The 23,022-nt window shown below is 35.8% G+C and carries 22 protein-coding genes; 10 read left to right on the top strand and 12 right to left on the bottom strand.

Annotated elements, in window-relative coordinates; translation table 11 throughout:
* Positions 1 to 8: 8 nt before the first annotated feature.
* The 5 genes from ACXAGJ_RS10305 to ACXAGJ_RS10285 form a co-directional block, all read right to left on the bottom strand.
* Entirely contained in the window at positions 9 to 644 is a 636-nt protein-coding gene (locus ACXAGJ_RS10305) for a hypothetical protein (protein WP_474839516.1), read from the bottom strand.
* Positions 645 to 668: 24 nt separating this feature from the next.
* The gene (locus ACXAGJ_RS10300) at positions 669 to 4,679 is read right to left on the bottom strand and encodes a TOMM system kinase/cyclase fusion protein (protein WP_474839514.1); all 4,011 of its coding nucleotides are present in this window, start codon (positions 4,677 to 4,679) and stop codon (positions 669 to 671) included.
* Positions 4,680 to 4,731: 52 nt separating this feature from the next.
* Positions 4,732 to 5,691: an FHA domain-containing protein gene (locus ACXAGJ_RS10295; protein ID WP_474839512.1), complete on the bottom strand. Its 960-nt coding sequence runs from the start codon at positions 5,689 to 5,691 to the stop codon at positions 4,732 to 4,734.
* Positions 5,692 to 6,365: 674 nt separating this feature from the next.
* The gene (locus ACXAGJ_RS10290) at positions 6,366 to 7,208 is read right to left on the bottom strand and encodes a formylglycine-generating enzyme family protein (RefSeq protein WP_474839510.1); all 843 of its coding nucleotides are present in this window, start codon (positions 7,206 to 7,208) and stop codon (positions 6,366 to 6,368) included.
* A 72-nt stretch (positions 7,209 to 7,280) separates the two neighbouring features.
* Positions 7,281 to 8,003, bottom strand: a complete 723-nt coding sequence (locus ACXAGJ_RS10285) for a glycoside hydrolase family 11 protein (protein WP_474839508.1) — start codon at positions 8,001 to 8,003, stop codon at positions 7,281 to 7,283.
* Between the two features lie 440 nt (positions 8,004 to 8,443).
* Here ACXAGJ_RS10285 and ACXAGJ_RS10280 point away from each other — a divergent pair, with 440 nt between their 5' ends.
* On the top strand, positions 8,444 to 8,668 hold the full coding sequence (locus ACXAGJ_RS10280) for a hypothetical protein (RefSeq protein WP_474839506.1): 225 nt from the start codon (positions 8,444 to 8,446) through the stop codon (positions 8,666 to 8,668).
* An 89-nt stretch (positions 8,669 to 8,757) separates the two neighbouring features.
* Here ACXAGJ_RS10280 and ACXAGJ_RS10275 read toward each other — a convergent pair whose 3' ends face one another.
* The 5 genes from ACXAGJ_RS10275 to ACXAGJ_RS10255 form a co-directional block, all read right to left on the bottom strand.
* Positions 8,758 to 9,186 (bottom strand): DUF6438 domain-containing protein, encoded by a 429-nt coding sequence (locus ACXAGJ_RS10275; protein WP_474839504.1) that lies wholly within the window; start codon positions 9,184 to 9,186, stop codon positions 8,758 to 8,760.
* A gap of 30 nt (positions 9,187 to 9,216) precedes the next feature.
* Positions 9,217 to 10,191 carry a zinc-binding metallopeptidase gene (locus tag ACXAGJ_RS10270; RefSeq protein WP_474839502.1) on the bottom strand — a complete coding sequence of 325 codons (975 nt, stop codon included), beginning with the start codon at positions 10,189 to 10,191 and terminating at the stop codon, positions 9,217 to 9,219.
* Between the two features lie 793 nt (positions 10,192 to 10,984).
* Positions 10,985 to 11,653: a response regulator gene (locus tag ACXAGJ_RS10265; RefSeq protein WP_073318122.1), complete on the bottom strand. Its 669-nt coding sequence runs from the start codon at positions 11,651 to 11,653 to the stop codon at positions 10,985 to 10,987.
* Between the two features lie 15 nt (positions 11,654 to 11,668).
* Positions 11,669 to 13,600, bottom strand: coding sequence for a tetratricopeptide repeat-containing sensor histidine kinase (locus ACXAGJ_RS10260; protein ID WP_474839500.1), 1,932 nt, complete (start codon positions 13,598 to 13,600; stop codon positions 11,669 to 11,671).
* Between the two features lie 93 nt (positions 13,601 to 13,693).
* Entirely contained in the window at positions 13,694 to 13,852 is a 159-nt protein-coding gene (locus tag ACXAGJ_RS10255; protein WP_474839498.1) for a hypothetical protein, read from the bottom strand.
* A 335-nt stretch (positions 13,853 to 14,187) separates the two neighbouring features.
* On the opposite strand from ACXAGJ_RS10255, the gene ACXAGJ_RS10250 reads away from it, so the two are divergent.
* The 9 genes from ACXAGJ_RS10250 (at position 14,188) to moaA (ending at position 21,011) form a co-directional block, all read left to right on the top strand.
* Entirely contained in the window at positions 14,188 to 14,754 is a 567-nt protein-coding gene (locus tag ACXAGJ_RS10250; protein WP_474839496.1) for a hypothetical protein, read from the top strand.
* A gap of 285 nt (positions 14,755 to 15,039) precedes the next feature.
* Positions 15,040 to 16,215, top strand: a complete 1,176-nt coding sequence (locus ACXAGJ_RS10245) for a molybdopterin molybdotransferase MoeA (RefSeq protein WP_474839494.1) — start codon at positions 15,040 to 15,042, stop codon at positions 16,213 to 16,215.
* A 124-nt stretch (positions 16,216 to 16,339) separates the two neighbouring features.
* Positions 16,340 to 16,675 (top strand): winged helix-turn-helix domain-containing protein, encoded by a 336-nt coding sequence (locus ACXAGJ_RS10240; protein ID WP_474839492.1) that lies wholly within the window; start codon positions 16,340 to 16,342, stop codon positions 16,673 to 16,675.
* Positions 16,672 to 17,256: a molybdenum cofactor guanylyltransferase gene (gene mobA, locus ACXAGJ_RS10235; protein WP_474839490.1), complete on the top strand. Its 585-nt coding sequence runs from the start codon at positions 16,672 to 16,674 to the stop codon at positions 17,254 to 17,256. The genes ACXAGJ_RS10240 and mobA overlap by 4 nt, the downstream gene beginning before the upstream one ends.
* On the top strand, positions 17,240 to 17,476 hold the full coding sequence (locus ACXAGJ_RS10230) for a MoaD/ThiS family protein (RefSeq protein ID WP_474839488.1): 237 nt from the start codon (positions 17,240 to 17,242) through the stop codon (positions 17,474 to 17,476). Before mobA ends, ACXAGJ_RS10230 begins: the two co-directional genes overlap by 17 nt.
* Before the next feature lie 9 nt (positions 17,477 to 17,485).
* Entirely contained in the window at positions 17,486 to 18,577 is a 1,092-nt protein-coding gene (moeB, locus tag ACXAGJ_RS10225; protein WP_474839486.1) for a molybdopterin-synthase adenylyltransferase MoeB, read from the top strand.
* Positions 18,578 to 18,584: 7 nt separating this feature from the next.
* On the top strand, positions 18,585 to 19,028 hold the full coding sequence (locus tag ACXAGJ_RS10220; RefSeq protein WP_474839484.1) for a molybdenum cofactor biosynthesis protein MoaE: 444 nt from the start codon (positions 18,585 to 18,587) through the stop codon (positions 19,026 to 19,028).
* A 68-nt stretch (positions 19,029 to 19,096) separates the two neighbouring features.
* Positions 19,097 to 20,008, top strand: coding sequence for a bifunctional molybdenum cofactor biosynthesis protein MoaC/MoaB (gene moaCB / locus ACXAGJ_RS10215; protein ID WP_474839482.1), 912 nt, complete (start codon positions 19,097 to 19,099; stop codon positions 20,006 to 20,008).
* On the top strand, positions 20,001 to 21,011 hold the full coding sequence (moaA, locus tag ACXAGJ_RS10210) for a GTP 3',8-cyclase MoaA (RefSeq protein ID WP_474839480.1): 1,011 nt from the start codon (positions 20,001 to 20,003) through the stop codon (positions 21,009 to 21,011). The genes moaCB and moaA overlap by 8 nt, the downstream gene beginning before the upstream one ends.
* Before the next feature lie 6 nt (positions 21,012 to 21,017).
* On the opposite strand, the gene ACXAGJ_RS10205 is transcribed toward moaA, so the two are convergent.
* Positions 21,018 to 21,983 carry a hypothetical protein gene (locus ACXAGJ_RS10205; RefSeq protein WP_474839478.1) on the bottom strand — a complete coding sequence of 322 codons (966 nt, stop codon included), beginning with the start codon at positions 21,981 to 21,983 and terminating at the stop codon, positions 21,018 to 21,020.
* Complete coding sequence (locus ACXAGJ_RS10200) at positions 21,980 to 22,966, bottom strand: hypothetical protein (RefSeq protein ID WP_474839476.1); 987 nt, start codon at positions 22,964 to 22,966, stop codon at positions 21,980 to 21,982. The genes ACXAGJ_RS10205 and ACXAGJ_RS10200 overlap by 4 nt, the downstream gene beginning before the upstream one ends.
* Between the last annotated feature and the right edge of the window lie 56 nt (positions 22,967 to 23,022).

Genomic DNA, 23,022 nt, shown 5'->3' with positions numbered 1-23,022 from the left:
ATTACTATTTAACAGCAAGTCATGATGATTTCTGCATCTGCTTTTTCATTAGCTTTAATTGTTAAAAGCATATCCGTATTAGGTATATAATTTGGCATCACTAATGTTTGATTGTAATTATCCAAATCTTTAATTCCCAAATTCATAGATGCGGTAGGTTTATCCTTATTCACTTTTGCAATAGTTTGGCTTTCACCTCTATCGCTTAAAACTACTTTTTCTACCACCATTGGAGATTCCTTTACTGTGATAATTTTTTGATGATCGTCATCCGCAAATTTTTCTTTTGGCGTAACCAATAATGTAGGCCAGGCAGTGTGATGATCCAAAACGATTTCTAATCCTTGCTTTGGAAGCGTCATACCTACACCTTCAAAAGGTATTTTTTCTTCATCATCAAAATAAAACACATATTTACTCTGGTCGTGTAATTTCCCATCGGTTAAAAAAGCGATCGTCTTTTTAGGATTTGTGAATGCATCATACAGGTCACTATCCTTGGCACAGGCTAGACATAGTTCGTAGTATTTTCTACAAATTTCAAAGATCTTTTCCTGGTCATCTCCCCATGCAATTTTTTTTGACACTGCAGGTTCTGCCTTATTGATAATACTTTGTAATTGATCAGTTTTAGAGTTTTCCATTTTTAATTATTTAGATGTGAATACTTAGTTCAATGATTCTATCCGTTTGGATATAATTTCTTCTTTGTGTTGATCTTTAACCCAACTTTTATATGCATTACATGCATGTAGTTCAAGGATTCCGGCGCCTTGTTTTTTGGCAATTTCTATTGCAGTTTCAAAGAGTTCAACTTCGGTATCTGATATTTTTCCTTGTTTAGCACATTGCGCGTTTGCGAGCATATGATATAATGAGGATAAAAACGCTTTTTCATCACTATCCTCACACCATTTTATACCGTTTTTAGCTCTTTCTATCGCTTGATCATACAATTTCAGATTACTCAAAGTGTCAATCAAAACTCCCTCCAGATAAGAATGTAGATAGGTCTGTTTTGAAACAATCCTCATCTCAGAAAAACCTTCTTGATTTTCCGTTTTACCTATCCTCCAGTAATTATATACATTGGAGTACTCTGCCAAAAATCCCATTTCGGGATACTCTTCAAAAAATGTAGTACTGATATCGTTAAGTTCCTCAATCCACTTTTCATCTCTGGTTAGCCAAGCGATTTGTATAAAGTACACATTTGTGATCGCAATAGAAGGTACATGTTCTATTTGTATCGCCCAATCACGACCTTCTTTGACATGACGTTTGGCCGCTTCAATATCTCCCTGTAGCGCTAAACTAAATGCGTAATTGACATGCGCATGAACTTTGGGATCAATCCCATTACGAAAAGCGATTTCTACATCCAAATCTTTATTATATAAGGACAACGCTTCTTCAAAATGTGCAGATGCTTCAGGCAGAAAACCATCGGTAGTCACAAACATTCCCATAAGAGGTAGACTATCCAATAAATTTTGTCTTGTTTCTGTTTTCCTGGCTTTTCTTATCATTGCCTTACACAGATACATCGCTTCCTTTCGATTAGAACGCATATGATGATACTGCGCTAATCCCCAGTTACTGGTATGATCCGCACCACTGGATTGGAAGGTTTCCATAAAATCAACATCGTCTTTGAGCAGCTCTTCTAATTGCATTGCTCTTTTCGAAAACACTTCAATCTGCTCACTACCATATCCTTCTAAAACCATAAGGGCTGGAATAATAATTCGATTGGTTTCCAACTCATTTTTCCATGAGGTTATTCCCTCATCACATTGCTCAATCCATTCCAGACATTTTAAGGATTCGTTATAGGCTTCTTGGTTTAAGGATCTTCGTATAGAGAATTTTGTTTTGTTCAGCCCGTGGTGTATGGCTTTTTCGTAAGACCTGGCATGTGCATAATGCTCTGCAAGTTCAAAAGGATTATCTCTCACCATATCATCAAAATCACTCTCGATGGTCTCTGCAATTCTACCATGGACCTCCTGTTTGAGTAAGGACACCATACTATCATAAGCTGCATCCCGAATTAAAGCGTGACGAAATACATACTTTTCATTTTGCACTTTACGATGATGATAAATCAGATTGGCATCCATCAGCGCATTCAAGTTAGTTTGTACCATACCCTCATCGTGTAGTGATGATTTTACCAATAAATCATAAGTAAACTCCCGTCCTATGGCAGCAGCTAATTGAGCCGTTTCTTTAGCAAAACCGATATGATCCAATCGAGCATTTAACAACCCTTTCAGTGTTACAGGAACCGAAGTAGCATCAAAACTTTGTGCCAACGTATATGTTCCCTCTTCTTGAACCAAATACTTTTCTTCCAACAACATGCGGGTCAAATCCTCTATAAATAATGGTATCCCGTCTGCTTTCTCTACGATATAATCTAGAGCAGCAGACGCTATTGGTTGTTGTGATAATATATCTTTAATCAGAGATTCTGTAGCTATCTGATCCAGTGTTTGCAGTGATATCTCGGAAATGTTTTCAGAATTCCAATCGTACTCAAACTCTGGACGGGCGGTTCCTAACAAAAAGAAGTTTTTCTGATCCAATTTCGAAATTATCGTACTCAAAAAATCTAAACTTGTTGGATCAATCCAATGCAAATCTTCGACGATGACCGTAAACTTTTTATGTGTATCTATATGAAATACTAGTTTTTCTAAAGCATCATATAAGATCTCCTTTTGTTCAGCAGGGGAGGCTTCAGAAACTTGATAAGAGTCTCCTAATGGAATAGAAAACCAAGAACATATGATGGGGATCGCTTTTTCAGTATCGCAGTTTGCTTCTTTTAAGGCTTCCTCTAGATGTGGGATCACCAATTCTGGATCATGTATCCCAATATCTCTTTTCAACATTTCAAAAACAGGATGCAACGCATTGTTCTGATGCTCTGGAAGGCATCGACACTCACGTACTACAAACCCACTATTGATCAGTTGTTTTTTGGTTTCGTAAATCAACTTGGACTTTCCTATTCCAGCTTGTCCTTTGATTACTATCGCTTTTCCGTTATCAGGTTGTATAGATTCCCAAGTGGCAAAGATCTGTTTCTGTTCTTTCTCACGACCAATCATCTTTTGATCGGCGCTACGTGGACTCAAATTAGAAAGAGCCTCGGTCTGGCGCTCTCCTGTTAACAAATACACATCTGTCGTATTTACAATTCCAGAGAATTCTTTGGTAGTAAATTCTTCAAATTCTAAATGTGCATCTAGTAATTTTCTGGTTGTTGCGGTTGCCAGAATCTGTCCTGGTGGGGTTGTATATAAAAGATTAAAAGCAGTGTTGGTTACCAATCCTTCAGGAGCTGTATTGTGTTTAATTAGTACTGTTCCAGAATTCATGGCTATTCTGATTTCTAACGCAACTCCATGATTTGCAAACAACAAAGTACTTCTTTTTTGTAGTTGACCTATCAGTTCTAGCGCTGTTCGTCCTGCCCTTCTAGCATCATTATCGCTTCCTTGAGGATAGCCAAAACACATGACAATCGTATCTGCCATAATCCCCGAAATATGTGCTCCAAAACGAACCCCTACATCCTTGCATAAATGCAACTGATCTTTCTGAATCGTTTCTAATGTTTCCATATCCATCACTGCATGATCGGATACAGATAGAATGAGTTTTGCACACAGTACTGTAATCTGTCTTTTTTCGCTATGTGCACTTCGCCATACTAATTGATTTACTTCGGTAGCGTCATCTGATTGTAATGCAGTTTCCTTTTGAGGTTGTACTTGCCCTACCAGAGTATTAAAATTGATTTTAGAAAACTCTTCGTAAGCCAATGCAGCACTAGCAATACGTCTCGTATGATTTTTTTCTAAAACACGATTGAGTACTTTACCCAAAGAATGTCCGAAAATTGAAGGAGGTAAAGGTACATCTGCCGGGTTTAATTGTTTTTGAAATACCTCTGCTACATTTGATCCTTGAATCGCAGGTTGGCCTGTGAGGCATTCCAGTACAATTAACCCCCATGCATATAAATCTGATTTTACCGTGGGTGGTTCTCCTCTTAGCTGTTCGGGGGAACTATAGGCAGGGGTACCAATCACCTCATGAGTAAGTGTAATATCTTTATAATCGTCAGTTCTGAAATCATGGGTAAATATTCCTATTCCAAAATCTAATATCTTAATGTGTGACCTGGTTCCGGTTTGGGTCACCATGATATTATGAGGTTTAAGGTCGCGATGAATAATCCCTTTGGCATGTGCTGCTACCAGAGCATCCAGGACTTGTCCCATAAGGACACCCGTTTCATCAGCAGACAAGCCGTTATGTAAAGTGATTAAATCTTTTAAAGTCTGCCCAGAGATATATTCGAAGACAGCAAAAGGCTCCTGATTGGCAGTAAAACCCTTATCCAATAACTTTACAATATTGGGGTGATTAATTTCTGCACAAAGCTTTGTCTCGCGATCAAAACGAGCAATTTGTTGCTTTATAGATTTTTGATCCGGTATTTCTTTAAACTTCAGTATTTTGATGGCTACGGTCTGGCCCGTACTAATTTGTTTGGCCTTATATACAATTCCGTAACCTCCTTCACCAATCTTTTCAATTATGCTGTAGTTTTCAAGTTCAATATCGACATTGGGGGTATGCTTAGTCGAGGGATTTTCCATGATTTAGTTTTAAATTATTGTCTTTCCGTATTTATTAAGTTTATAATTCCATTTAATTTGCTGTTGCTAAAACTTCACCAATACACTGATCTTCTTTTAAGATTTGAAAAAACTGATGAGCAAAACGTATTTCACCATATCGTCTTTCAATAATATTAGAGAAGAGGTAACCATATGGTTTTGTTTCCAGTAATAATTTTCTGATGCGATAAATTTTTAGATTCAAGTAGTAAGGATCTAATTCTTTACCAAACTCCTTGCTCATGTCTTCCAGTAAATCTTCGATTGACATCCAGCCCTGATCTCCTATAACAGCTCCCATTTGTACATCTTCTAATCGTTTTCTGGCAAGTGCCAAGAGAATATAATTATGAACGCGTTCTCCTAAATCCAGTTCAAGATTTTGAGTAATAATCTTGATATTAATATGTTCTTCATCAGAACTCAAGATAAATTGGAAGTAGGCATTGTTTACCACATACCCATTATCCATAGTATCTTCTAAGACTTGATTTTCGATAAAGATGTATTCTTCATCATCAATGATGTAGCTGCTATTCTGAATCAAATCTATTATAGTTCCTTTTTTTTCGAGTTTCCAGATAGCATCTTCAGGATAGATCAAAATCTCTGGTTTTTCTTCATTTGGAAATGCATGACCCGAGGTAAGTTCTATTACTTTGTTTGGGTCTTTAACAGATCTAAGATAACTGGATGGAGGATCCACATTTAAGATGTCCCATTGTGTTGATTCGTGCTCTCCAAACTGTATTTTATGTCCTTTGGAAAGCTTTACCGCTGTATTGTTTATATACTCTCCATTTACAATAGTACCATTTCTACTATGATCTTGAAGATACCAATTACTACCGCGCCATGATACTAGCGCATGTGATTGAGATATATCCTTTTCTGCAATATACGTATTAGCAACGTTGCGATTTCTCCCAAATGTATGTTGGGTATTAAGGTATACAATTTCTCCAGTACTTTTATTTTTAATGATTGCCATTACGTAACTAGCCCATGAAGTTCATTAAAATTCTTATCAGAATAAAATCGACCTTTTAAATTTCGGATTTCATAATCTACAACAACTAAGCTTTCAACAAACAAGAAATTTAGTTTATGATCAATGTATTTTCTAAGCAAATTTTTTAAATATTTTCCTAAGGTTCAAAATAGAAACCAACTATAATCCTATTAGATTCTGTGAGTTACATTTTGATGTTAAATATTATCCCTAATCCCTATCAAAAATCATCTTTTGAAGATTGTAAAGTATCTTTCTTTAACATAAGCCCTTTTCCCAAATATAAAAAAGAATCTCACTCTTTTTATCATTAAAACTAAATTATGTGATTAACAGATTATATTTTGCGGTTTACCCGTATTATTACTGCGTTAACAGCGCATTTTTGAATTTAATTGACCGATCATTTTTGGCATTTTCTTGTAGTATTTGAACCTTGTGAGACCTGTAATTTTAGAGCGTTTTTTTTGAATTCTGAAGGCAATTTTGCGCATGTAATTTGCTGATTACAAAGCAATAGACAAGATGTTTTTTATGAAGAGTTTGCGTCCAATTATACTTGTAAAAATTCAAATATTTTGAAGATTCGAGTTGAATGATCTCAACATAGAGGAGTAATTAAATTCTTGTTTTTTTAATGAATATTTAATCTACTATTCTCTAACATTTCGACAAACACGAAATCCCTGATCTGGTCCCACCCCATTCGCTTCAAAATAATCTCTATCATTATTTTTCATAAACATTTCGATACCTATCCAACCTCCTCCTCTATGACTCCGAAAATGTCCTGAGGGTATCTCTTGGTTTTCAAACCAATCTTCGCACCATTCACGAACATTTCCCGTCATATCAAAAAGACCAAGTTCATTTGGTATTTTACTAGCCACTGGCCTTGTTCTTCCATGATTGTTCTCTAGAATTTGATAGTTCCAATTTTCAGTTAAAAATTGATCTCCACAATTCCTCCAATACCAGGCTATAATATTCATATCATTACCTCCGCTATACGTATAACTCTTACTGAGTTGTCCTCCTCCTGCGGCATACTCCCATTCTATCTCTTTTGGTAATCGATACCCATTAGAAAGTGGATATATACTAACCGCCCATTTCACAGTATCATACTTAGACTTGTTGAACTCATCAATAGTGTCTTTGAAGATTTTGTAATACGGTTCCAATCCTTCCTGTTTACTTCTTTGGATGCAGTAAGCGATGCAATCATACCAACTCACCATTTCTACAGGAAGATCATCTCCTTTAAATTTAGAAGGATTAGTACCCATTACATTTATCCATTCTTTTTGAGTGATTTCGGTTTTACTGATGTAAAAATCATTGACACGGACGTTTCGCTTATAGAGATTTGAGTTTTTATTGACAAAAAAACCTCCTTTTACCAGAACCAAATCATTAGAAACAGGCTTATCATCTTTTATATATGTACAAGAATAAAAAAAGAGCACACCTAAAAAAACAACTAGTTTTTTCATAATTATCCTAAACAACAACTTAAGGCCGTTTGCAATAGCAACGGCCTTTTTGATACTTTTTTATACTAGTTTTTACCAAACGGTGGCGTTAATCTTTCCCCAACCCTGGCTAAAAGACTCTATCCCGAATACCTGATAATCAAAATCTCTAAGGTTACCCCATTGCTGTTGGTGTCCTCCATGCTGATTCCAGTGATTGATATGGGTTTGCATACTTATTTTCTTATTGCTACCAGTACCGACGTTTCCGTGTTGACTGATGTATTGATTAAATGTTTTGGTTCCCAAAATAGAAGGTGCATTATATCTAGTGTTTTTCTTGAACTTGTAATTCCGGCCATTGGCATTAAAATTTTTGTTTTGATCTTGCCCGGCAATATTTCCCCGTTCTACGATATAGTATTCTATCAGAGGTGTTCTTGTCCAACCATAAACACCTACAAAATCATAGGAGCCTTGTAAAGATCCTACGTTATAGTTGATCGTTCTGCCACTTCCTGTTCTCCAACCTTTTCCACCAACAATATCCTTATTGTCTTTATATTCGATCTGAAAATTTCCTGCATATTGATTGGCATAAGGAAAGGTAAGTCTTCCCCATCCTCCTTCTTTGTAAATGGTCCAAAAATACCCCTGGTTATAACCATCGGTACGGTTATCACTAATATAACCATTGGCATCTATGAATTTTTCTTGTGCTTCTGTATCTTCTGGTAAATTATCAGTGTCCAAGGCATCTGAACAACTAAAAAACATAAGGGTAAAACATACGGCAATACTTGCTATTCTTTTCATAATTAGATGATTTAAGTTAGAATACTACTTCGATTTTGGATCAACAATCAAATTTTACCTTTCGGGAACATCTTGATTATCAATACCACTTAGTTTGTGTTAAAAATTTATAAGTATCCTAAAGTAAATCTTGAAAAAATAAATATTTGATAATTGAAGTGTTTTAAGAATTAATTCCACGAAATATTTTCGTAAAAACCGCCTAACCATAATCAGCTGATTATCAAATATCCAACAGTAACAAGTTGGTATTTTGATCATGTTACATCTTTTTGAAAGGTAATCGATAACTCAAAACAGAGATGTTTCGCTAATGAGAGCTTGTGGCAAGTAGAATAACCTTAACAAACTTTATGATTTACCTACGGGATTGGGAATAGATTTTGATATAGGTCACGATACCTTAAAACCTGATTAAATAACCCCAAACTAAACGTAAAATGTTCTTTTTTAGAAAAAAAGTACCCAGGACCTTGTCTCAAGTAGACAAATTGTACAGAAAAGTGATCTCAAAGCTTCCTGATGCTAATCGTATTGATTATTGCGAATCATTAGTATACAGGACAGAGAAAGATGTGGCTGAAACCAGATGTAAAGTAAAAAAAAAGAAGCTTAAAAAATTATTACATGCTGCTCGGTTGGAACGAAAAAACCTGATGAGCTAGCTCATCAGGTTCTCCTTCTGGAATATAAAATAAAATAATTTGCCTACCCTTTTTATCGTATATCCAGCTAACTATTCCTTTATCTCTTTTCAAGGTGAAGAATTAGCAACAATTTGATTCACTATTTGCTTCATCCTTGCGTTCAGCTCTTTGATATCTCCTGATAATGCAGATGGGTAATATTTGTACTCTTCTCCATTAACTATTAGCGTGGTAACGGATCTATCTTTTCCTTTATTCAAAACCACTTTTTCAAAAGAACCTTGATCAATCATATTTTTTAAAGCATTGAACTCCTTTTTTTTCAATCTGCTTTTTATTTTTCCTTTTACTGAAACATAATCTATGCCAGAATACAAAAAGCTTCCATCCTGATATACCCAAAGATCATATACCGGGCATTTACCTAAACACCTTCCTTTGGAATAATACACCAAAACTTCTGGATCTTCAGTTACTGATTTTGAAGACTGACATGAAAAGTTCAGCAGGACCAAAAGCATCATCAAATATTTCATACTTTTCTTGTTTTAGAGTTTCTTAATTTCCTATTTGCTTACTTTATGTCCATGACTACAATGAGATTTATGCTTATTCCCAAAAGTGTTAGCTCTTCTCCATGCTCCTGGTGCTGGTAAGAAACTTCTACCACTCTTGGCAATATTACCTCTGATATAATCTCTTAACTTCACCATTTCTGTACTATCATATAGCAATTGGATTTTCTTTTCGGCTCCACTCGTCCCATTTACCCCTCCGGCTCGGGTAACAAATGTGGCAAATACTTCGGCTATATCTTCTCCTGGATTTGTAGATGCATACTGAGTAACAAAACGCTCTCGATACTTGTTATAAAAGTTTTGTGCATCAGTTTCCGTATTTACATCTTGAAACTCACTCCAGATATCGGCCCAATGGTTTTGGTAAATTTTATTGATGTGGGATTCATCTTTTGCGCATCCTTCACCTGTAAAGTAGGTTTTACAATTTGTGGGTAACACCGCAGAATCTACTTGTTGTTTTTCTAAAGTAATGATATGGCCAAATTCATGGATAATTGTGTATGCTAGCTCCCCGTCTGCGTTAAAACCTCTTTCATACGCATAATCGATTGCAATTCCCATTTGCCATTTAGCTAGATCTGGTGTTCGCTCTACTACATATCCCAATACACCGCTTTCTCCACCCAGATAAATCATAAACTCATTCATTTTGGATCTATAATCCAGTGGAATTATCTTTTTTGTTAGCTCCCAAATTTCCTGATGTTTCTGGGTATCTTTTTGAAATGCTAATGCTTGTCCCGTAACTTCAAAATCTTGGTCTTTTATGATATTTTCTCCATCCACCTTATAGCGTGTGATATTCTTGATATCTTCTCCATCTTCATCTCCCGGATCGGTTCCTACGACCGGTGTATCCGTGGGTCCAGTTGCATCATCATCTTTGCTACATGATTGTATGCTAAGCATTGCCATAGCTACAAAAATCACTAGTAAATAATTCCACCTCACTTTTTTCATAATTAATGATCTTTAAAAAATTAAACGCTTTTTTATTAGAACACAGAATTATGAAGTCACCCTAAATTTTTTGGATATTTTCTAATCCACAGACTATGTAAATAAGAGAAATAAAAAAGCCAGATCTTTTACCAGATCTGGCTTTTTGGGTATAGAAACGGACCATTTGCAATCTTTGTTCGCTGATCAAAAAAATCATTCACTTCTTAATGAATAGCGTGGGGCGAGTGTATCATTTTTTTGACCCAAAAACAAAGATTTAACGTAGGTAAATAGTGACTTGTAATAATTTTGATGCACACTTGTTAAAGCACACACAAATACTTTGCTATCAGTTAATTAAAAATAAATTTCTATATTTATTCTACCAACTATTTATAGATTTTCTTCGAAAAACACGCTGTTAGATTGATCAAAAATCAACCAAAAAAAGAGTTTATATGATAAATATTTAAAAGCTTCTTACTATATTGTGCATGAGGAATAAGAAAGACTCCATCGATACATACAAACATTTATAGTAAGATTTACTATAGCTATATTCAAAAAAGCATATCAAGATTTTTTTGAATATATCTATTTAATAAAATCCTTTAATGGTTGATTTTTTTTAAATCAATCGTTATTCAGACCCTGCTTTTGTTGGCTCGCCAAAGTTTTACAATTGCGGGGTTGTTTTTATTTATACAATATCCAAATTTCGCCACTATTGTACATAAATAGGGCGAAATTCAAAATTAAAATTAATAAATGACAATTCCTTACGGGAACCCGTAAGCTCCATCTTTTGTTGCTATAAAAGACCCAAATCTTTGGTCATTGCTACCAAATGAATGGCATTTCTAGCTTTAAAATTAAATTTTAGCTTGTTCAATCGTTTTTCGATAGAACTAATACTGTTTGGAGAGATATGATTCTTTTTAAAATATTCTCCAATCTGTTCTTGTGTAAGTCCATCAGACAAATGTTTCAATAACAAAAGGTCATAATCCTTAAGCTCAAAAACATTGTGCTTACTCATCATATTAGACAATCGTTGCGAAATAAATCGATTCTCGTTGTACACTTCGTACACCGATTGCACCAATTCATTCAGCCCATAACGACCTTTACATACATATCCGTTAATATTATGTTCATCAAAAAGAGATCTCACTTTTGCAGGTCGATCCTCCATAGAATAGACAATGACCTTAATATTGGGTTGTATAAGACGTACAGCCTCGATAAGTTCTACTCCTGAAACTAATTTTCGTTCTCTATGACTTTCTTTAAAAGACAAGTCAGTTACTAATAAGTCAAATGGGGTTTGATCTTTTAGTGCTCTTCTAAATTTAAGATAGGCATCATCACAATACTGTGCTTGCTGTATCTCCTTTATTCTCGTTCTTTCATGAAGGATGTTAGCTACTCCATGATTAATACTTCCGAGATCTTCGTTTACTAAAACTTTCTTAAACATAGCTCACTATTATTATTAATTCGGGAAATGTACTGTGGCTTTAAAGCCTCTCTCCATTTCTGAATCAAATATAAATGATCCTCCGATCGTTTTTATACGGTTTTCCGCATTTCGCAATCCACTGCTGTAAATTATCTCATCTTTATCTACTCCAACACCATTATCAGCATAGGTGATTTTTATATTTTTTTGCTCCTTCTTGAACGTGATCGCTACCAAGCTTGCCTCACTGTGTTTTTTCATATTGATCATCAGCTCTTGCAATATTCGATACACAATGATCTTTTTTTCTGGAGTAATAGACTGCCAATTGATTTCACTTACGTCTTTAATGATGATCTTGGTGTAGTCGGCACTATAACTACTCAACATATTACTCAACTCCAAATGGAAATCTCTTACTTCATTAAAGCTACTATTTTCTCTGGAGATATCACGAGTGCTATTATAAATGTCTTCTAGTTTGTCCAATACTTCTTTGCGACTTTGTTCATTTTGTATTTGGATCATCACGTTATACACGTCATTGGCCAGCTCATCATGCAACTTTTTGGAAATCCTGGCCTCCGCATCATAGACATTACGGATAATTTGTCTTTTGTGTCGTTGTTGAACCATATAAAATACAGAACCTGCAATTAATACGATAAGAATAGAGCCAAACAGGTAAATAATACGTTGTCTTTCTTTTTTGGCAGTCTCTGCTTTTAAAACCAGATTTTCTGTAGTGAGCTTGTCATTTTCGTACCGCGTAACGGCATATATTTCTCGGTTGCTTTGATTGATCTTCCGCAACTCAACACTAACTCTATCATATTCTTCAGATTCTTCTTTGGAAGCTGTTCTTAATTTAAAGATAAACCCCAAAGCCTCTATTATAGAAGTTAAACTACTTCTTCTTTTAGCATTGGTATATGCAGCTTCTGCATATTGTAAAGCTTTAGAATTATCTTTATCTAAATAGTATTTTGTGAGATAAATATTGCTCGCAATCAATCCTTGTACATCCTGATCCTCATTTCTTATTTGTAAAGCCTCTAATAGAAACTTTTCGGATTCGGTATTTTCTTTGTTTTTCAGCCAAAGCGTATGTCCATGGTTACCCAGTATTCTAGCATACTCTTTTCGATTGTTTTTAATTAGAGAATCTTTTAGAAGCTCCACAAAAATAGCTATTGCCTCTTCATACTTCTTTTGATCGGTTAAAATATTACCTGTAGTATTTTTATAAGCTAAACTCCTGAATTTATTCTTATTGATTTCTAAAGCTCGTTTATTGTACTTTAATGCTTCATCATAATTCCCTTGTTCTCTATTTGCTACCGAAATCATGTGATAAACACTAGCTAAACTTCTTTTATCTTCTGTGTTTTCCAAATAAGCAACTCCATCAATAGCAGTGGTTTTACTTCCCGAATAATCTCCTAGGTTTTTTTGAATGCTAGCCATATAATTGAGACTTCTTCCAGCCATCACACTATCATTAACCATTTTATAAACTTTAAATGCTTCATTAAAATAGTTAAATCCTTTTGATAGTTCATGGTTATTCCTATGATAAATCCCTAATTTAATATACGATTTACCCATATAATCAACATCATGATTTTGTTTTGCAAGATGAAGTAACTGCCTAGAATAAATAATTGCACTATCATATCTTTTCATTCTCCCTAACAACATTGTTTTTTGCATCAAACCGTTATAAATTAAGGAGTCTGTATCATAAAATGGAGCACCTTCTAAAAATAAGTTAATATTGCTTAATCGCTCCTCTAGTTCTAAGGATTTATTCTTACTCAACTCATAATATTCCAAAACACTATCGAGTTGTATTTTAGTTAATTTAGATTGTTTTTTTTCTTGACTAAAAGCAGAAAGACATATACAAAAAAAAAGCCCCCCTATTTTTAACCATTGTGGGAAGTAGACACGCCAAAGTTTCATGCATTAAAAATAATAAATTAAATCGGAGGAACTTCGTTTATTTACGGTTTGTCTTCTCCCGATTTAATTTATTAGTTTTAAATGGCTGTTTTATTAATTTCCACCTTGATCTTCTTCAGTTACATCTGTATCTCCTCCTTCTGTTGCATGAAACTCAAAAGAGACATCTTCGTCGGCAACACTATCTGTTGTACAAGAGGTGAAACTTCCAATCATAAAAAGGGCTACTAGGGTATACAATATAGTTTTCATACGTTTTCATTTTTTAGGTTTATACATAGTGGTTCCTGCCAGGGTTGACCCGGTATTTCTAGGCAGGGGTGATTAATAAGGGAGTACTCCTATTTTATTTTTGGAAAGTTGAAAATCCAGAGGCGATACATTATGGCTACTTTCCCGGTGCCATCGGCATCACTTTACGGATTCCCGTAACAAGTAAGTCCATACATTTACTATGTTAGCAATATGTAATCGGAACAAATTGTTAATGTGAATTTACTAAGAACCCAAATCTATGTGCATAAACAATTCCAGGGATTCCAAAGATTCCTTAGAAATCCTATAGATTCCAATAATTTAACACCATTATGGAGAGAAAAACGAGTGTTACTTACAAGAATGAAATTCTTGAAAAGTACAAAAGGGAAAAAGGCGGAGAGATGAGTAGCTATCTTCTCCAACCTACTAGAAAGCAGATTAAAGAGGCATGTATATGGCTATTGTCTCGAAGAAATGAAAAGTATGATGAGGGTATTCTCAATCGCTTCTTTAAATTTAAAGAAGGAGAAAACAAGCTTCATGCAATCGAAAGGGTTAAAGGTGACAAATTTAAGCCGATCGTAAATTTCTTAAACGGAGAAACAAAATCTACAACACCAGCAAATTTGGAATTAATAAGCTGGTTAATTGATTTTAATCCTAGGCCATTATCAGTATATTTAAGGTCGGACTTTGTGAGAGAAGATCCTAAACCGGTTCAGTTTATGAGTCAAACGGATACGTTGTACAAGAGAGGAAGCCCTTTGCAAATTAAAAGGGATAATGAAATAATCGATATTCCAGAGACTAAGGTGATTCAACAAACCGACAAGAGTATCACGATCATTTCTCAAATTAATCCTTCACTCAAAATTACAACCATCGTGTCTCTATGATTTATTAAAAAAAATGCTATCAAAAACAAACAACTTATTTGATTAAAAAATTACATTCAACAAACGAAAAACGGTCAGGGTGTTTAACCTGACCGTTTTTTGTTTTAAAAATAGTATTGCTACTAGTACTAACAAATGCTCTACATTGGAACTATAGTAAAAGTTAGTTTGTGAGAATTCTGATTTTTATACGAAAGAGGTTTACAAAATTTACATTTTAGACAACCTCTTTCTTTTTCTCTCACCCCAATTCGTTGTACCTTTACCTCATTAGTAAATAAAATTATGATATCTGTACAGCAAGCCCTTCAATTCATAGAACAACATACCCAAAAGACCAGCAATACTATAACAATTTCGGTATCCGAAGCTTTAGGTTGTGTGTTAGCAAAAGATGTTTTTTCTCCTATCGATATGCCACCATTTCGGCAATCGGCTATGGATGGTTATGCACTAGGCTCTGTTCAGGAAACGACCTATACCTTGGTTAATGAAGTGAAAGCAGGAGATACCGAGGATCCCGAAATAAAGGAAGGACAAGCTATACGCATCTTTACCGGTGCTCCTGTCCCATCTGCTGCAAAATCGGTAGTTATTCAGGAAAAAGTAGAAGTCTCTAACCATCAAATAACGCTTCAGGAACCAACTGTGCCCATGGCCAATATCCGAGAAGTAGGAGAACAAATTAAGAAAGGAGATACTGCATTATCAAAAGATACAAAAATTACTGCCGCTGGTATTGGATATCTAGCTACGCTTGGTGTTACCGAAATTGAGGTGTACAAAAAACCAGCTATTGCTATAATCACTACAGGGAATGAACTTATAGCTCCCGGACAACCTTTATCATACGGGCAGATCTACGAAAGCAATTCTTTGATGCTGGTCAGTGCATTGCAAAAGTCTGGTCTTTCTGCAGTGAACACCTACAAGGTGTCTGATAATTATGAAGCAACTCAAGCCCTACTAGATAAGACCATTGCAGATCATGATGTTATTCTGATTTCTGGAGGGATCTCTGTTGGCGATTATGATTTTGTGGGCAAAGCCCTTCGAAATATAGGTGTCGAAGAGGTATTTTACAAAGTAAAACAAAAGCCAGGAAAACCTTTGTTTTATGGAAAACATAAAAACAAAACCATCTTTGCCCTACCCGGAAATCCCGCATCTTCTTTATCCTGCTTCTACATTTATGTATTGCCTGCAATTCTTAAACTTTCAGGGTATACCAACAATCATCTTGAACGCAGTAAAGGGATTGCAAATACTAATTTTACCAAAAAAGGAGAACGAGCTGCTTTCCTAAAAGCTCATAATGATCTTGGGCAAATTACCATTCTAGATGCGCAAGCCTCTTCAATGTTACGATCTTTTGCCTTGGCCAACGCTTTGGTATATCTTCCTGAAGATACCACAGAAGTAACCATTGGAGATACTATCGAGATCATAAACTTGCCATAAAAAGACCTTAAATCATAAGTAATTATTAAAAAAACTCCCCTCTAAATCGTTTTTTGCTAAAATTTAGATAAAGAAAGTTTCGTCAGAAAAAATCGTTGTATCTTTAAAAACCAAACGGTTGTTTATGGACTACAAAATAAAAAGCAGAATCTGGATCGAGACTGAAGATGGAGTATATCTTGGAGAAGGAAGAGTGCGGCTATTAAAAGCTATCGATCAAACGGGTTCGCTAAGCAAAGCGGCCAATGTTTTGTCGATGTCCTACAAAAAAGCCTGGAATCTCTTAGACAGCATGAATAAGACTGCCAAAGAGCCTTTGGTGATTACAACAACCGGAGGGAAAGGAGGTGGAGGCGCTCATCTTACCGAATATGGAAATAAAGCCATACAAGCTTTTGATAATATCAATCAGAAATGTTGGGATTTTCTGGATAAAGAGTTTGATCAAATTTCATTATGACTCAAAAAGAAGAGCATACAGGAATCATATTAGCTGGAGGCAAAAGCTCTAGAATGGGTGAGGAAAAAGGATTGCTTTTACTAGATGATAAACCTTTTGTACTACATATCGCAGAGGCGTTACAACCACTTGTAAAAGAAATTATTATTGTAAGTGATCAGGAGGAGTACGACCAATTTGGACACAGAAGAGTAGAAGATATCTTTAAAAATGCTGGCCCGGTTGGAGGGTTGTATGCTGGTCTTTTGTCTTCTATAACTAGTAACAATTTTGTGATCAGCTGTGATGTTCCTTTGATTACCACAGCTTTGCTTTCAAAATTGCAGAACTCAGACAAAGAGCATTTTGATGTGATTCAGTTTCAGCTTCGAGCCAAATCCATGCCTTTGATCGCTCTGTATAAGAAAAGATGCGCTGCTATCTGTAAAAAACAGTTAGAAACAGGAGAAAGGCGATTGCGAAAACTAGTGGCTTCGCTATCAACCAAGTCTATTCCTGTAGACGAAAAAGAATATATTCTGGTGAGTAATATCAACACCCCAGAAGACCTAAAAAATGTTAGATATGCAATTAACGATTAAATATTTTGGCATGATTGCAGAGGCAACTGCTATGCCCGAAGAGCAACTGCAGATAGAGCATTGTTCGGTATCAGAATTGCTGGAAAAATTAAAAATCGCCCATCCAAAGTTGAATCATATGGATTTTAAGGTAGCTGTTGATCAACAATTGGTTCAGGAAAATTATACAATTACCAAAGAAGCAGAAATCGCTTTACTACCTCCATTTGCTGGAGGTTAAAAATTGCCTATGGATTTTAATTCAAGATATCACCGCCAGATCATACTGCCAGAAATTGGTGAAGAAGGTCAAAAAAAACTCAACGCTGCCAAGGTATTGGTTATAGGTGCAGGAGGCTTGGGGTGCCCTGTATTGCAATACCTATCTGGAGCAGGCATAGGAACTATTGGCATTATAGATTTTGATGTTGTAGAAACTTCTAATCTACACCGACAAGTACTCTATGGAAAGAACGATGTGGGTACAAATAAAGCACTGGCCGCCAAAAAACGTCTAAGTGATCTTAATCCAGATATCGTTATCAATGTTTATCCCGAAAAACTTACGGTAAAAAATGCATTGACACTTTTTGCTGATTATGATATTGTAGTAGATGGGTCAGATAACTTTTCTACACGATATTTGGTTAACGATGCATGTATTATCACCGGCAAACCGTTGGTATACGGTGCTATTTTTAAGTATCAGGGCCAGGTATCTGTGTTCAATTACAACAATGGACCAAGTTATAGATGTCTATTCCCAGAACCGCCAAGTGCAGGCACCGTACCTTCTTGTTCAGAAATTGGGGTGCTTGGAGTTTTGCCAGGAATTATAGGTAGTTTTCAAGCGAACGAAGTATTAAAAATGATCTTAGGAATTGGTGACGTGCTCAATGGAAAACTAATGATGTATGATAGTCTATCGACCCAATTTTCGACATTCTCGATTCAACGTGTTGCTTCTCAAATCGAAAGTGTATTAGCTACTGCTCCACGTTTTGACGAAAATAACTATGATCTGTTTTGTGGAGTTGAGTATATTCAGGAAATTTCTGCCGAAGAGGCTTATCAAAAAGAAGATGTACAGTATCTTGATGTTCGCGAACCTCATGAACATCCAAAAATAGATCACCTTTCTCCAACACTGATCCCGCTAGGAACTTTGGAGAATGAATTACATCAATTAAATAAAGAAAAGGAGTTGATTGTCTTTTGTCAATCCGGTATACGAAGTAAAAAAGCCTTGCAAATCTTATCACAATATGGATATACACGCATCGCTCATGTAAAAGGAGGGGCCATTGCTCTTAATGAATTTCAAACTACAAAAATCGAGTAGTCATACTATGGAAAAAACGAAACTTAAAAACGTCTTTGTTCAGGGAGCTATTTCTTCTGAGTTTATTGGCAACTCCATAGCCAAACATCAAACCAAAACTACAATCGGAGCTCATAATATATTCCTCGGCCAAGTACGAGCAGATGTTATTGATGGTAAAACAATTACAGGGATTGAATATACTGCCTATGAGGAAATGGCAAATCTAAAATTCCAAGAGATACGTGAACGTACGTTTGCCAAATTCGATCTTACCTGCATGCACATCTATCACAGTCTAGGTACTGTAAATGCTGGAGAGATCTGCCTGTTTGTTTTTGTGTCTTCGCCAAGGCGTAGAGTCGTTTTTGAAGCTTTGGAATATGTGGTAGAGGCCATAAAAGCAGACGTTCCCGTTTTTGGTAAAGAAATTTTTGAAGACGAAACCCATCAGTGGAAACAAAACACCTAAAAGCATAATACCCTCAAATTGAGTAATTACAACCGATATCAAAGAAATATTTCAATACAACACCTATCATGGTAGACATCACACATAAAACCTCAACATTACGAATTGCAACAGCTCAGGCAGTAGTAAAAGTAAGTACCCAAGAAACCATAGAAGCTATCAAAAATGGCACGGTTCCCAAAGGTGATGTGTTTGCTATGAGCAAAGCGGCAGGACTGCTCGGTGTTAAGAAAACTCCAGAGTTACTGCCCGATTGTCACCCACTACCCATAGAATATACAGGTATTGATTATGAGATCAATGACCTAGAGATAACCGTTTTGGTTACCATCAAAACCATTTACAAAACAGGTGTAGAAGTAGAGGCTATGCATGGAGCAAGTATCGTTGCATTAAATATGTACGATATGCTGAAACCCATTGACAAAGGAGTTGAAATCCATCATATCAAATTACTGAATAAAAAAGGAGGGAAATCCGATTTTAAAGACCGTTTCAGAAAGGATCTAAAGGCAGCTGTAGTTGTTTGCTCTGATACCATTTCTGAAGGGAAGAAAGAGGACAAAGCAGGTAAAGCTATTATTAATAAACTTGAAAGTTGCGGAGTAGAAATTATGGATTATAGCATCATTCCTGATGAAATAGATAGTATTCAAAAGAAAGCTTCGCAATATAAAGAGAAAGGTGCTGACCTTATTATTTATACCGGAGGTACCGGTTTATCCAGCAGAGATGTGACTCCTGAAGCACTAAAACCGTTGTTAGACAGAACCATTCCTGGTATAGAAGAGGCGATTAGAAAATATGGCCAGGATCGTATGCCCTATGCCATGTTATCCAGAAGTGTGGTGGGTACCATTGGCAGCACCCTTGTTATGGCATTACCGGGATCTACCAATGGCGCAAAAGAATCTATGGATGCTATTTTTCCTGAAGTACTTCATGTTTTTCGAATCTTAAAAGGTGTGCGGCATGACTGATTTAAAAACATCCAACATACTTACCGATACCTTTGGTAGAACGCATAATTACCTGCGTATATCGCTTACCGAACGATGCAATCTTCGGTGTACCTATTGCATGCCTGCAGAAGGGATTCAACTCTCTCCAAAGGCAAATATCATGACTTACGAAGAGATTTTTACCATTGCTCAAGAGTTTGTAAACAGAGGGGTAACCAAAATACGATTAACTGGTGGAGAACCTTTGGTACGAAAAGATGCTGCAAAGATTATAGAACAGCTTTCCTCACTCCCTGTAGAACTTACCTTAACTACAAATGGAGTTATCGTAGACCGGTTTATTGACCTATTCAAAAAATGCGAAATACAATCGCTAAACATAAGCCTGGATTCTCTACATTCCTCAAAAAATCAGCAAATCACCAGAAGATCTTATTTCGAAAAAGTATATCAAAATATCCTTTTGCTAGTTGATGAAGGTTTTGAGGTAAAAATTAACTGTGTATTGATGAAGGGATTTAATGACGATGAGATTATTGATTTTATCAATCTGGCCAAAGATCTTCCCGTTCATATTCGTTTTATCGAATTTATGCCTTTTGATGGAAATCGTTGGAATATGGACAAACTAGTATCTCTAAAAGAAATATTGGATCATGTCCATACGCATTTTACAAAAGACGAGGTTCATAAATTACAGAACGCCCCCAACGATACTGCAAAAAGCTATCAGATTAAAGGATACCAAGGTACTTTTGCGATTATTAGTTCTGTTACCAATCCCTTTTGCGATGGGTGTAATCGAATTCGACTTACTGCCAACGGTAGAATCAAAAATTGTTTGTTTTCTTCAAAAGAGTCTGATCTATTAACTCCTTTACGAGACGGAAAACCAATCACTTCGGTTATCCAGAGTGCGATTCGATCAAAATTAAAGGTAAGAAACGGAATGGATACGCTGGATAAGTTCAAAGACACAGATGGTCATAACAATCGAAGTATGATCCAGATAGGAGGATAGTTTCGATCATTTCACCATACAAACTGAATTTATATTTCCTTGATCATCGTATTCTTTAACCGGATTGTCCGGATCCAAAATCCAAGTATCATCAACAATAAACTTATAATGATGCTTCCCTCCAGAGAGCATGGTTCGATACACCCAGCCTTTTTGGGTACGGGTCATTTCGTACGCACTCTCTGACCAATCGTTAAATGAGCCCGCCAGAATTACTTTTTCTGCATCTGCATACCCATTTAATATAAATGATGCCGGAGCCTTAACATGAACTACAGAATTATAACCGTGAAATTCATTTCTCCTTTTATCAGGATTCACAGGATCCTCTATCCACTCTCCATCGATAATAAATTTATATTGATATTCTCCCGGTCGTATTTTTAAAGTAATGCTCCAACAATCCTCGGTACGCTTCATTTTAAAAAGATCCTCGTTCCATTTATTAAAACTACCACTTAATATTACCTTACGTGCATCTTCATGGCCTCCCAATGTAAAAGTTACATTACCGCTATCATCTGGATATGCAGCATAAATCTTGAGATTATATGCCGGTAATGCATGACCATTTCTGAAAGCTCTAACTACATTTGCGTACTCTTTTGATGGTTCTGCCCACAAGGCATTATTGACGACAAACTTGAACTCCCACGAAAACTCGTCATCAAAGTCCTTCAGGTTCTTTCTTAGTTCGTATCGATTTTCATCGATCTTAGACATCTTCCAGTTGTATTTTGACCAATCGTTGAATGAACCTGCCACCACCACATTTTCTATCTCAAGATATTCAAAATGATATCGTCTGTTTTGTTTATCGGCCATGGCAATGCTATAGTCTCTCTTGTCAAAAATAAATACGATCTCATCTCCTTCAATTTTATATCCTTTGAAGCTTTCAGTTTGTGCCAACACCATTTCCCCCGCAAAAGCAAGGAATAAAAAAATGATATGTAATACTCTTTCTTTCAATTTCTAAGTATCGGATATTTTACAAAATAAAGCTTTTCTTTCTGATAATTGATGATTGTTCTTTTCTGCTGAAAAAACTCATAGCCCAAAACACCATCGAGTTGCGTGCCAAAAGCTTCATTCATTTTATTCAAATTGGTGAGTACGGTATTCATCGGACCAAAATACACACTTTTGCTTAGTCGTACTCGAAACAACTTTCCTGCAATCACTTCAATTTTATGATCCCCGGCACCGGAAAGCAATAACCTTTTTCCCGGATAAAAATATTTAAGTGCCTTTCTTCCTATCTTTTTATTGATTTGGTTGAACTCTGCAGCAGTGTCTAATCCAAAAATAACCGGTTTGTCACCTATATGGCCATTAAGTACAATGGTATGGTGTCTCAGTTTAAAATCAACACTATCTGTAATTTTCTCTGCATACACCTTTTGGTCATATTTATCTCCATTTTCGTCCACCTTACTTAAGGTCATTTGATTAAGGTGCATATCGATAAAAACCTCGTAGTCTTTTAAGATATTGTATCCTATCACCCCGAGAAGTCGCATTTTTTTTGCTTTTTCGATATGTGATAGATTAACAATATCAGAAGTTTTATTCTTGAGATTAAAATTTTGAAGGATAAACTCTTTTACATCTTGCTCAAAGGTGTCATCCATTACCTCTATGACTCCTGATGTATTTCTTTTTCTGGATTGATGCTGATACTTTAACGGGAAATGAACTTCATTCAATATCATCGTATCGGACCCGGTATCGATAATAAAATCTCCTTTTTTCCCTAATAACTCTGCCTCTACTACGATAAGTCGATCAACCAACTTAAAAGGAATACGGGCGGTATACTCATTAAGAATTTCAGCTTTAGAAAACACAATATCCTCTGAAGAGAAAAACGAATGTCTAGGTGGGTTTTCTTTGGCTAACCCTCCCATCATACAAGACAAACATAGCACTATGCATAGTAGCATCTTTCTCATACAAAATATGACATCACTAATACCAAAGTTGTTACAATTTTGATGCCATATCTGAA

The sequence above is a fragment of the Aquimarina sp. AWH4_224 genome (genome assembly GCF_056160245.1).
The sequence above is the reverse complement of the archived record's forward strand: the minus strand, read 5'-3'. Positions and strand labels throughout refer to the sequence as shown.

Excerpts from the sequence above, each read along its gene's own strand:
- ACXAGJ_RS10255 (WP_474839498.1), bottom strand. The coding sequence starts at position 13,852 with ATGAAAACTATATTGTATACCCTAGTAGCCCTTTTTATGATTGGAAGT.
- ACXAGJ_RS10250 (WP_474839496.1), top strand. The coding sequence starts at position 14,188 with ATGGAGAGAAAAACGAGTGTTACTTACAAGAATGAAATTCTTGAAAAG.
- moeB (WP_474839486.1), top strand. The coding sequence starts at position 17,486 with ATGGATTTTAATTCAAGATATCACCGCCAGATCATACTGCCAGAAATT.
- ACXAGJ_RS10280 (WP_474839506.1), top strand. The coding sequence starts at position 8,444 with ATGTTCTTTTTTAGAAAAAAAGTACCCAGGACCTTGTCTCAAGTAGAC.
- ACXAGJ_RS10230 (WP_474839488.1), top strand. The coding sequence starts at position 17,240 with ATGCAATTAACGATTAAATATTTTGGCATGATTGCAGAGGCAACTGCT.
- ACXAGJ_RS10305 (WP_474839516.1), bottom strand. The coding sequence starts at position 644 with ATGGAAAACTCTAAAACTGATCAATTACAAAGTATTATCAATAAGGCA.
- ACXAGJ_RS10265 (WP_073318122.1), bottom strand. The coding sequence starts at position 11,653 with ATGTTTAAGAAAGTTTTAGTAAACGAAGATCTCGGAAGTATTAATCAT.
- ACXAGJ_RS10285 (WP_474839508.1), bottom strand. The coding sequence starts at position 8,003 with ATGAAAAGAATAGCAAGTATTGCCGTATGTTTTACCCTTATGTTTTTT.
- ACXAGJ_RS10220 (WP_474839484.1), top strand. The coding sequence starts at position 18,585 with ATGGAAAAAACGAAACTTAAAAACGTCTTTGTTCAGGGAGCTATTTCT.
- ACXAGJ_RS10290 (WP_474839510.1), bottom strand. The coding sequence starts at position 7,208 with ATGAAAAAACTAGTTGTTTTTTTAGGTGTGCTCTTTTTTTATTCTTGT.
- ACXAGJ_RS10275 (WP_474839504.1), bottom strand. The coding sequence starts at position 9,186 with ATGAAATATTTGATGATGCTTTTGGTCCTGCTGAACTTTTCATGTCAG.
- ACXAGJ_RS10270 (WP_474839502.1), bottom strand. The coding sequence starts at position 10,191 with ATGAAAAAAGTGAGGTGGAATTATTTACTAGTGATTTTTGTAGCTATG.
- ACXAGJ_RS10300 (WP_474839514.1), bottom strand. The coding sequence starts at position 4,679 with ATGGAAAATCCCTCGACTAAGCATACCCCCAATGTCGATATTGAACTT.
- ACXAGJ_RS10295 (WP_474839512.1), bottom strand. The coding sequence starts at position 5,691 with ATGGCAATCATTAAAAATAAAAGTACTGGAGAAATTGTATACCTTAAT.
- mobA (WP_474839490.1), top strand. The coding sequence starts at position 16,672 with ATGACTCAAAAAGAAGAGCATACAGGAATCATATTAGCTGGAGGCAAA.
- ACXAGJ_RS10200 (WP_474839476.1), bottom strand. The coding sequence starts at position 22,966 with ATGAGAAAGATGCTACTATGCATAGTGCTATGTTTGTCTTGTATGATG.
- ACXAGJ_RS10240 (WP_474839492.1), top strand. The coding sequence starts at position 16,340 with ATGGACTACAAAATAAAAAGCAGAATCTGGATCGAGACTGAAGATGGA.
- moaCB (WP_474839482.1), top strand. The coding sequence starts at position 19,097 with ATGGTAGACATCACACATAAAACCTCAACATTACGAATTGCAACAGCT.
- ACXAGJ_RS10260 (WP_474839500.1), bottom strand. The coding sequence starts at position 13,600 with ATGAAACTTTGGCGTGTCTACTTCCCACAATGGTTAAAAATAGGGGGG.
- moaA (WP_474839480.1), top strand. The coding sequence starts at position 20,001 with ATGACTGATTTAAAAACATCCAACATACTTACCGATACCTTTGGTAGA.
- ACXAGJ_RS10245 (WP_474839494.1), top strand. The coding sequence starts at position 15,040 with ATGATATCTGTACAGCAAGCCCTTCAATTCATAGAACAACATACCCAA.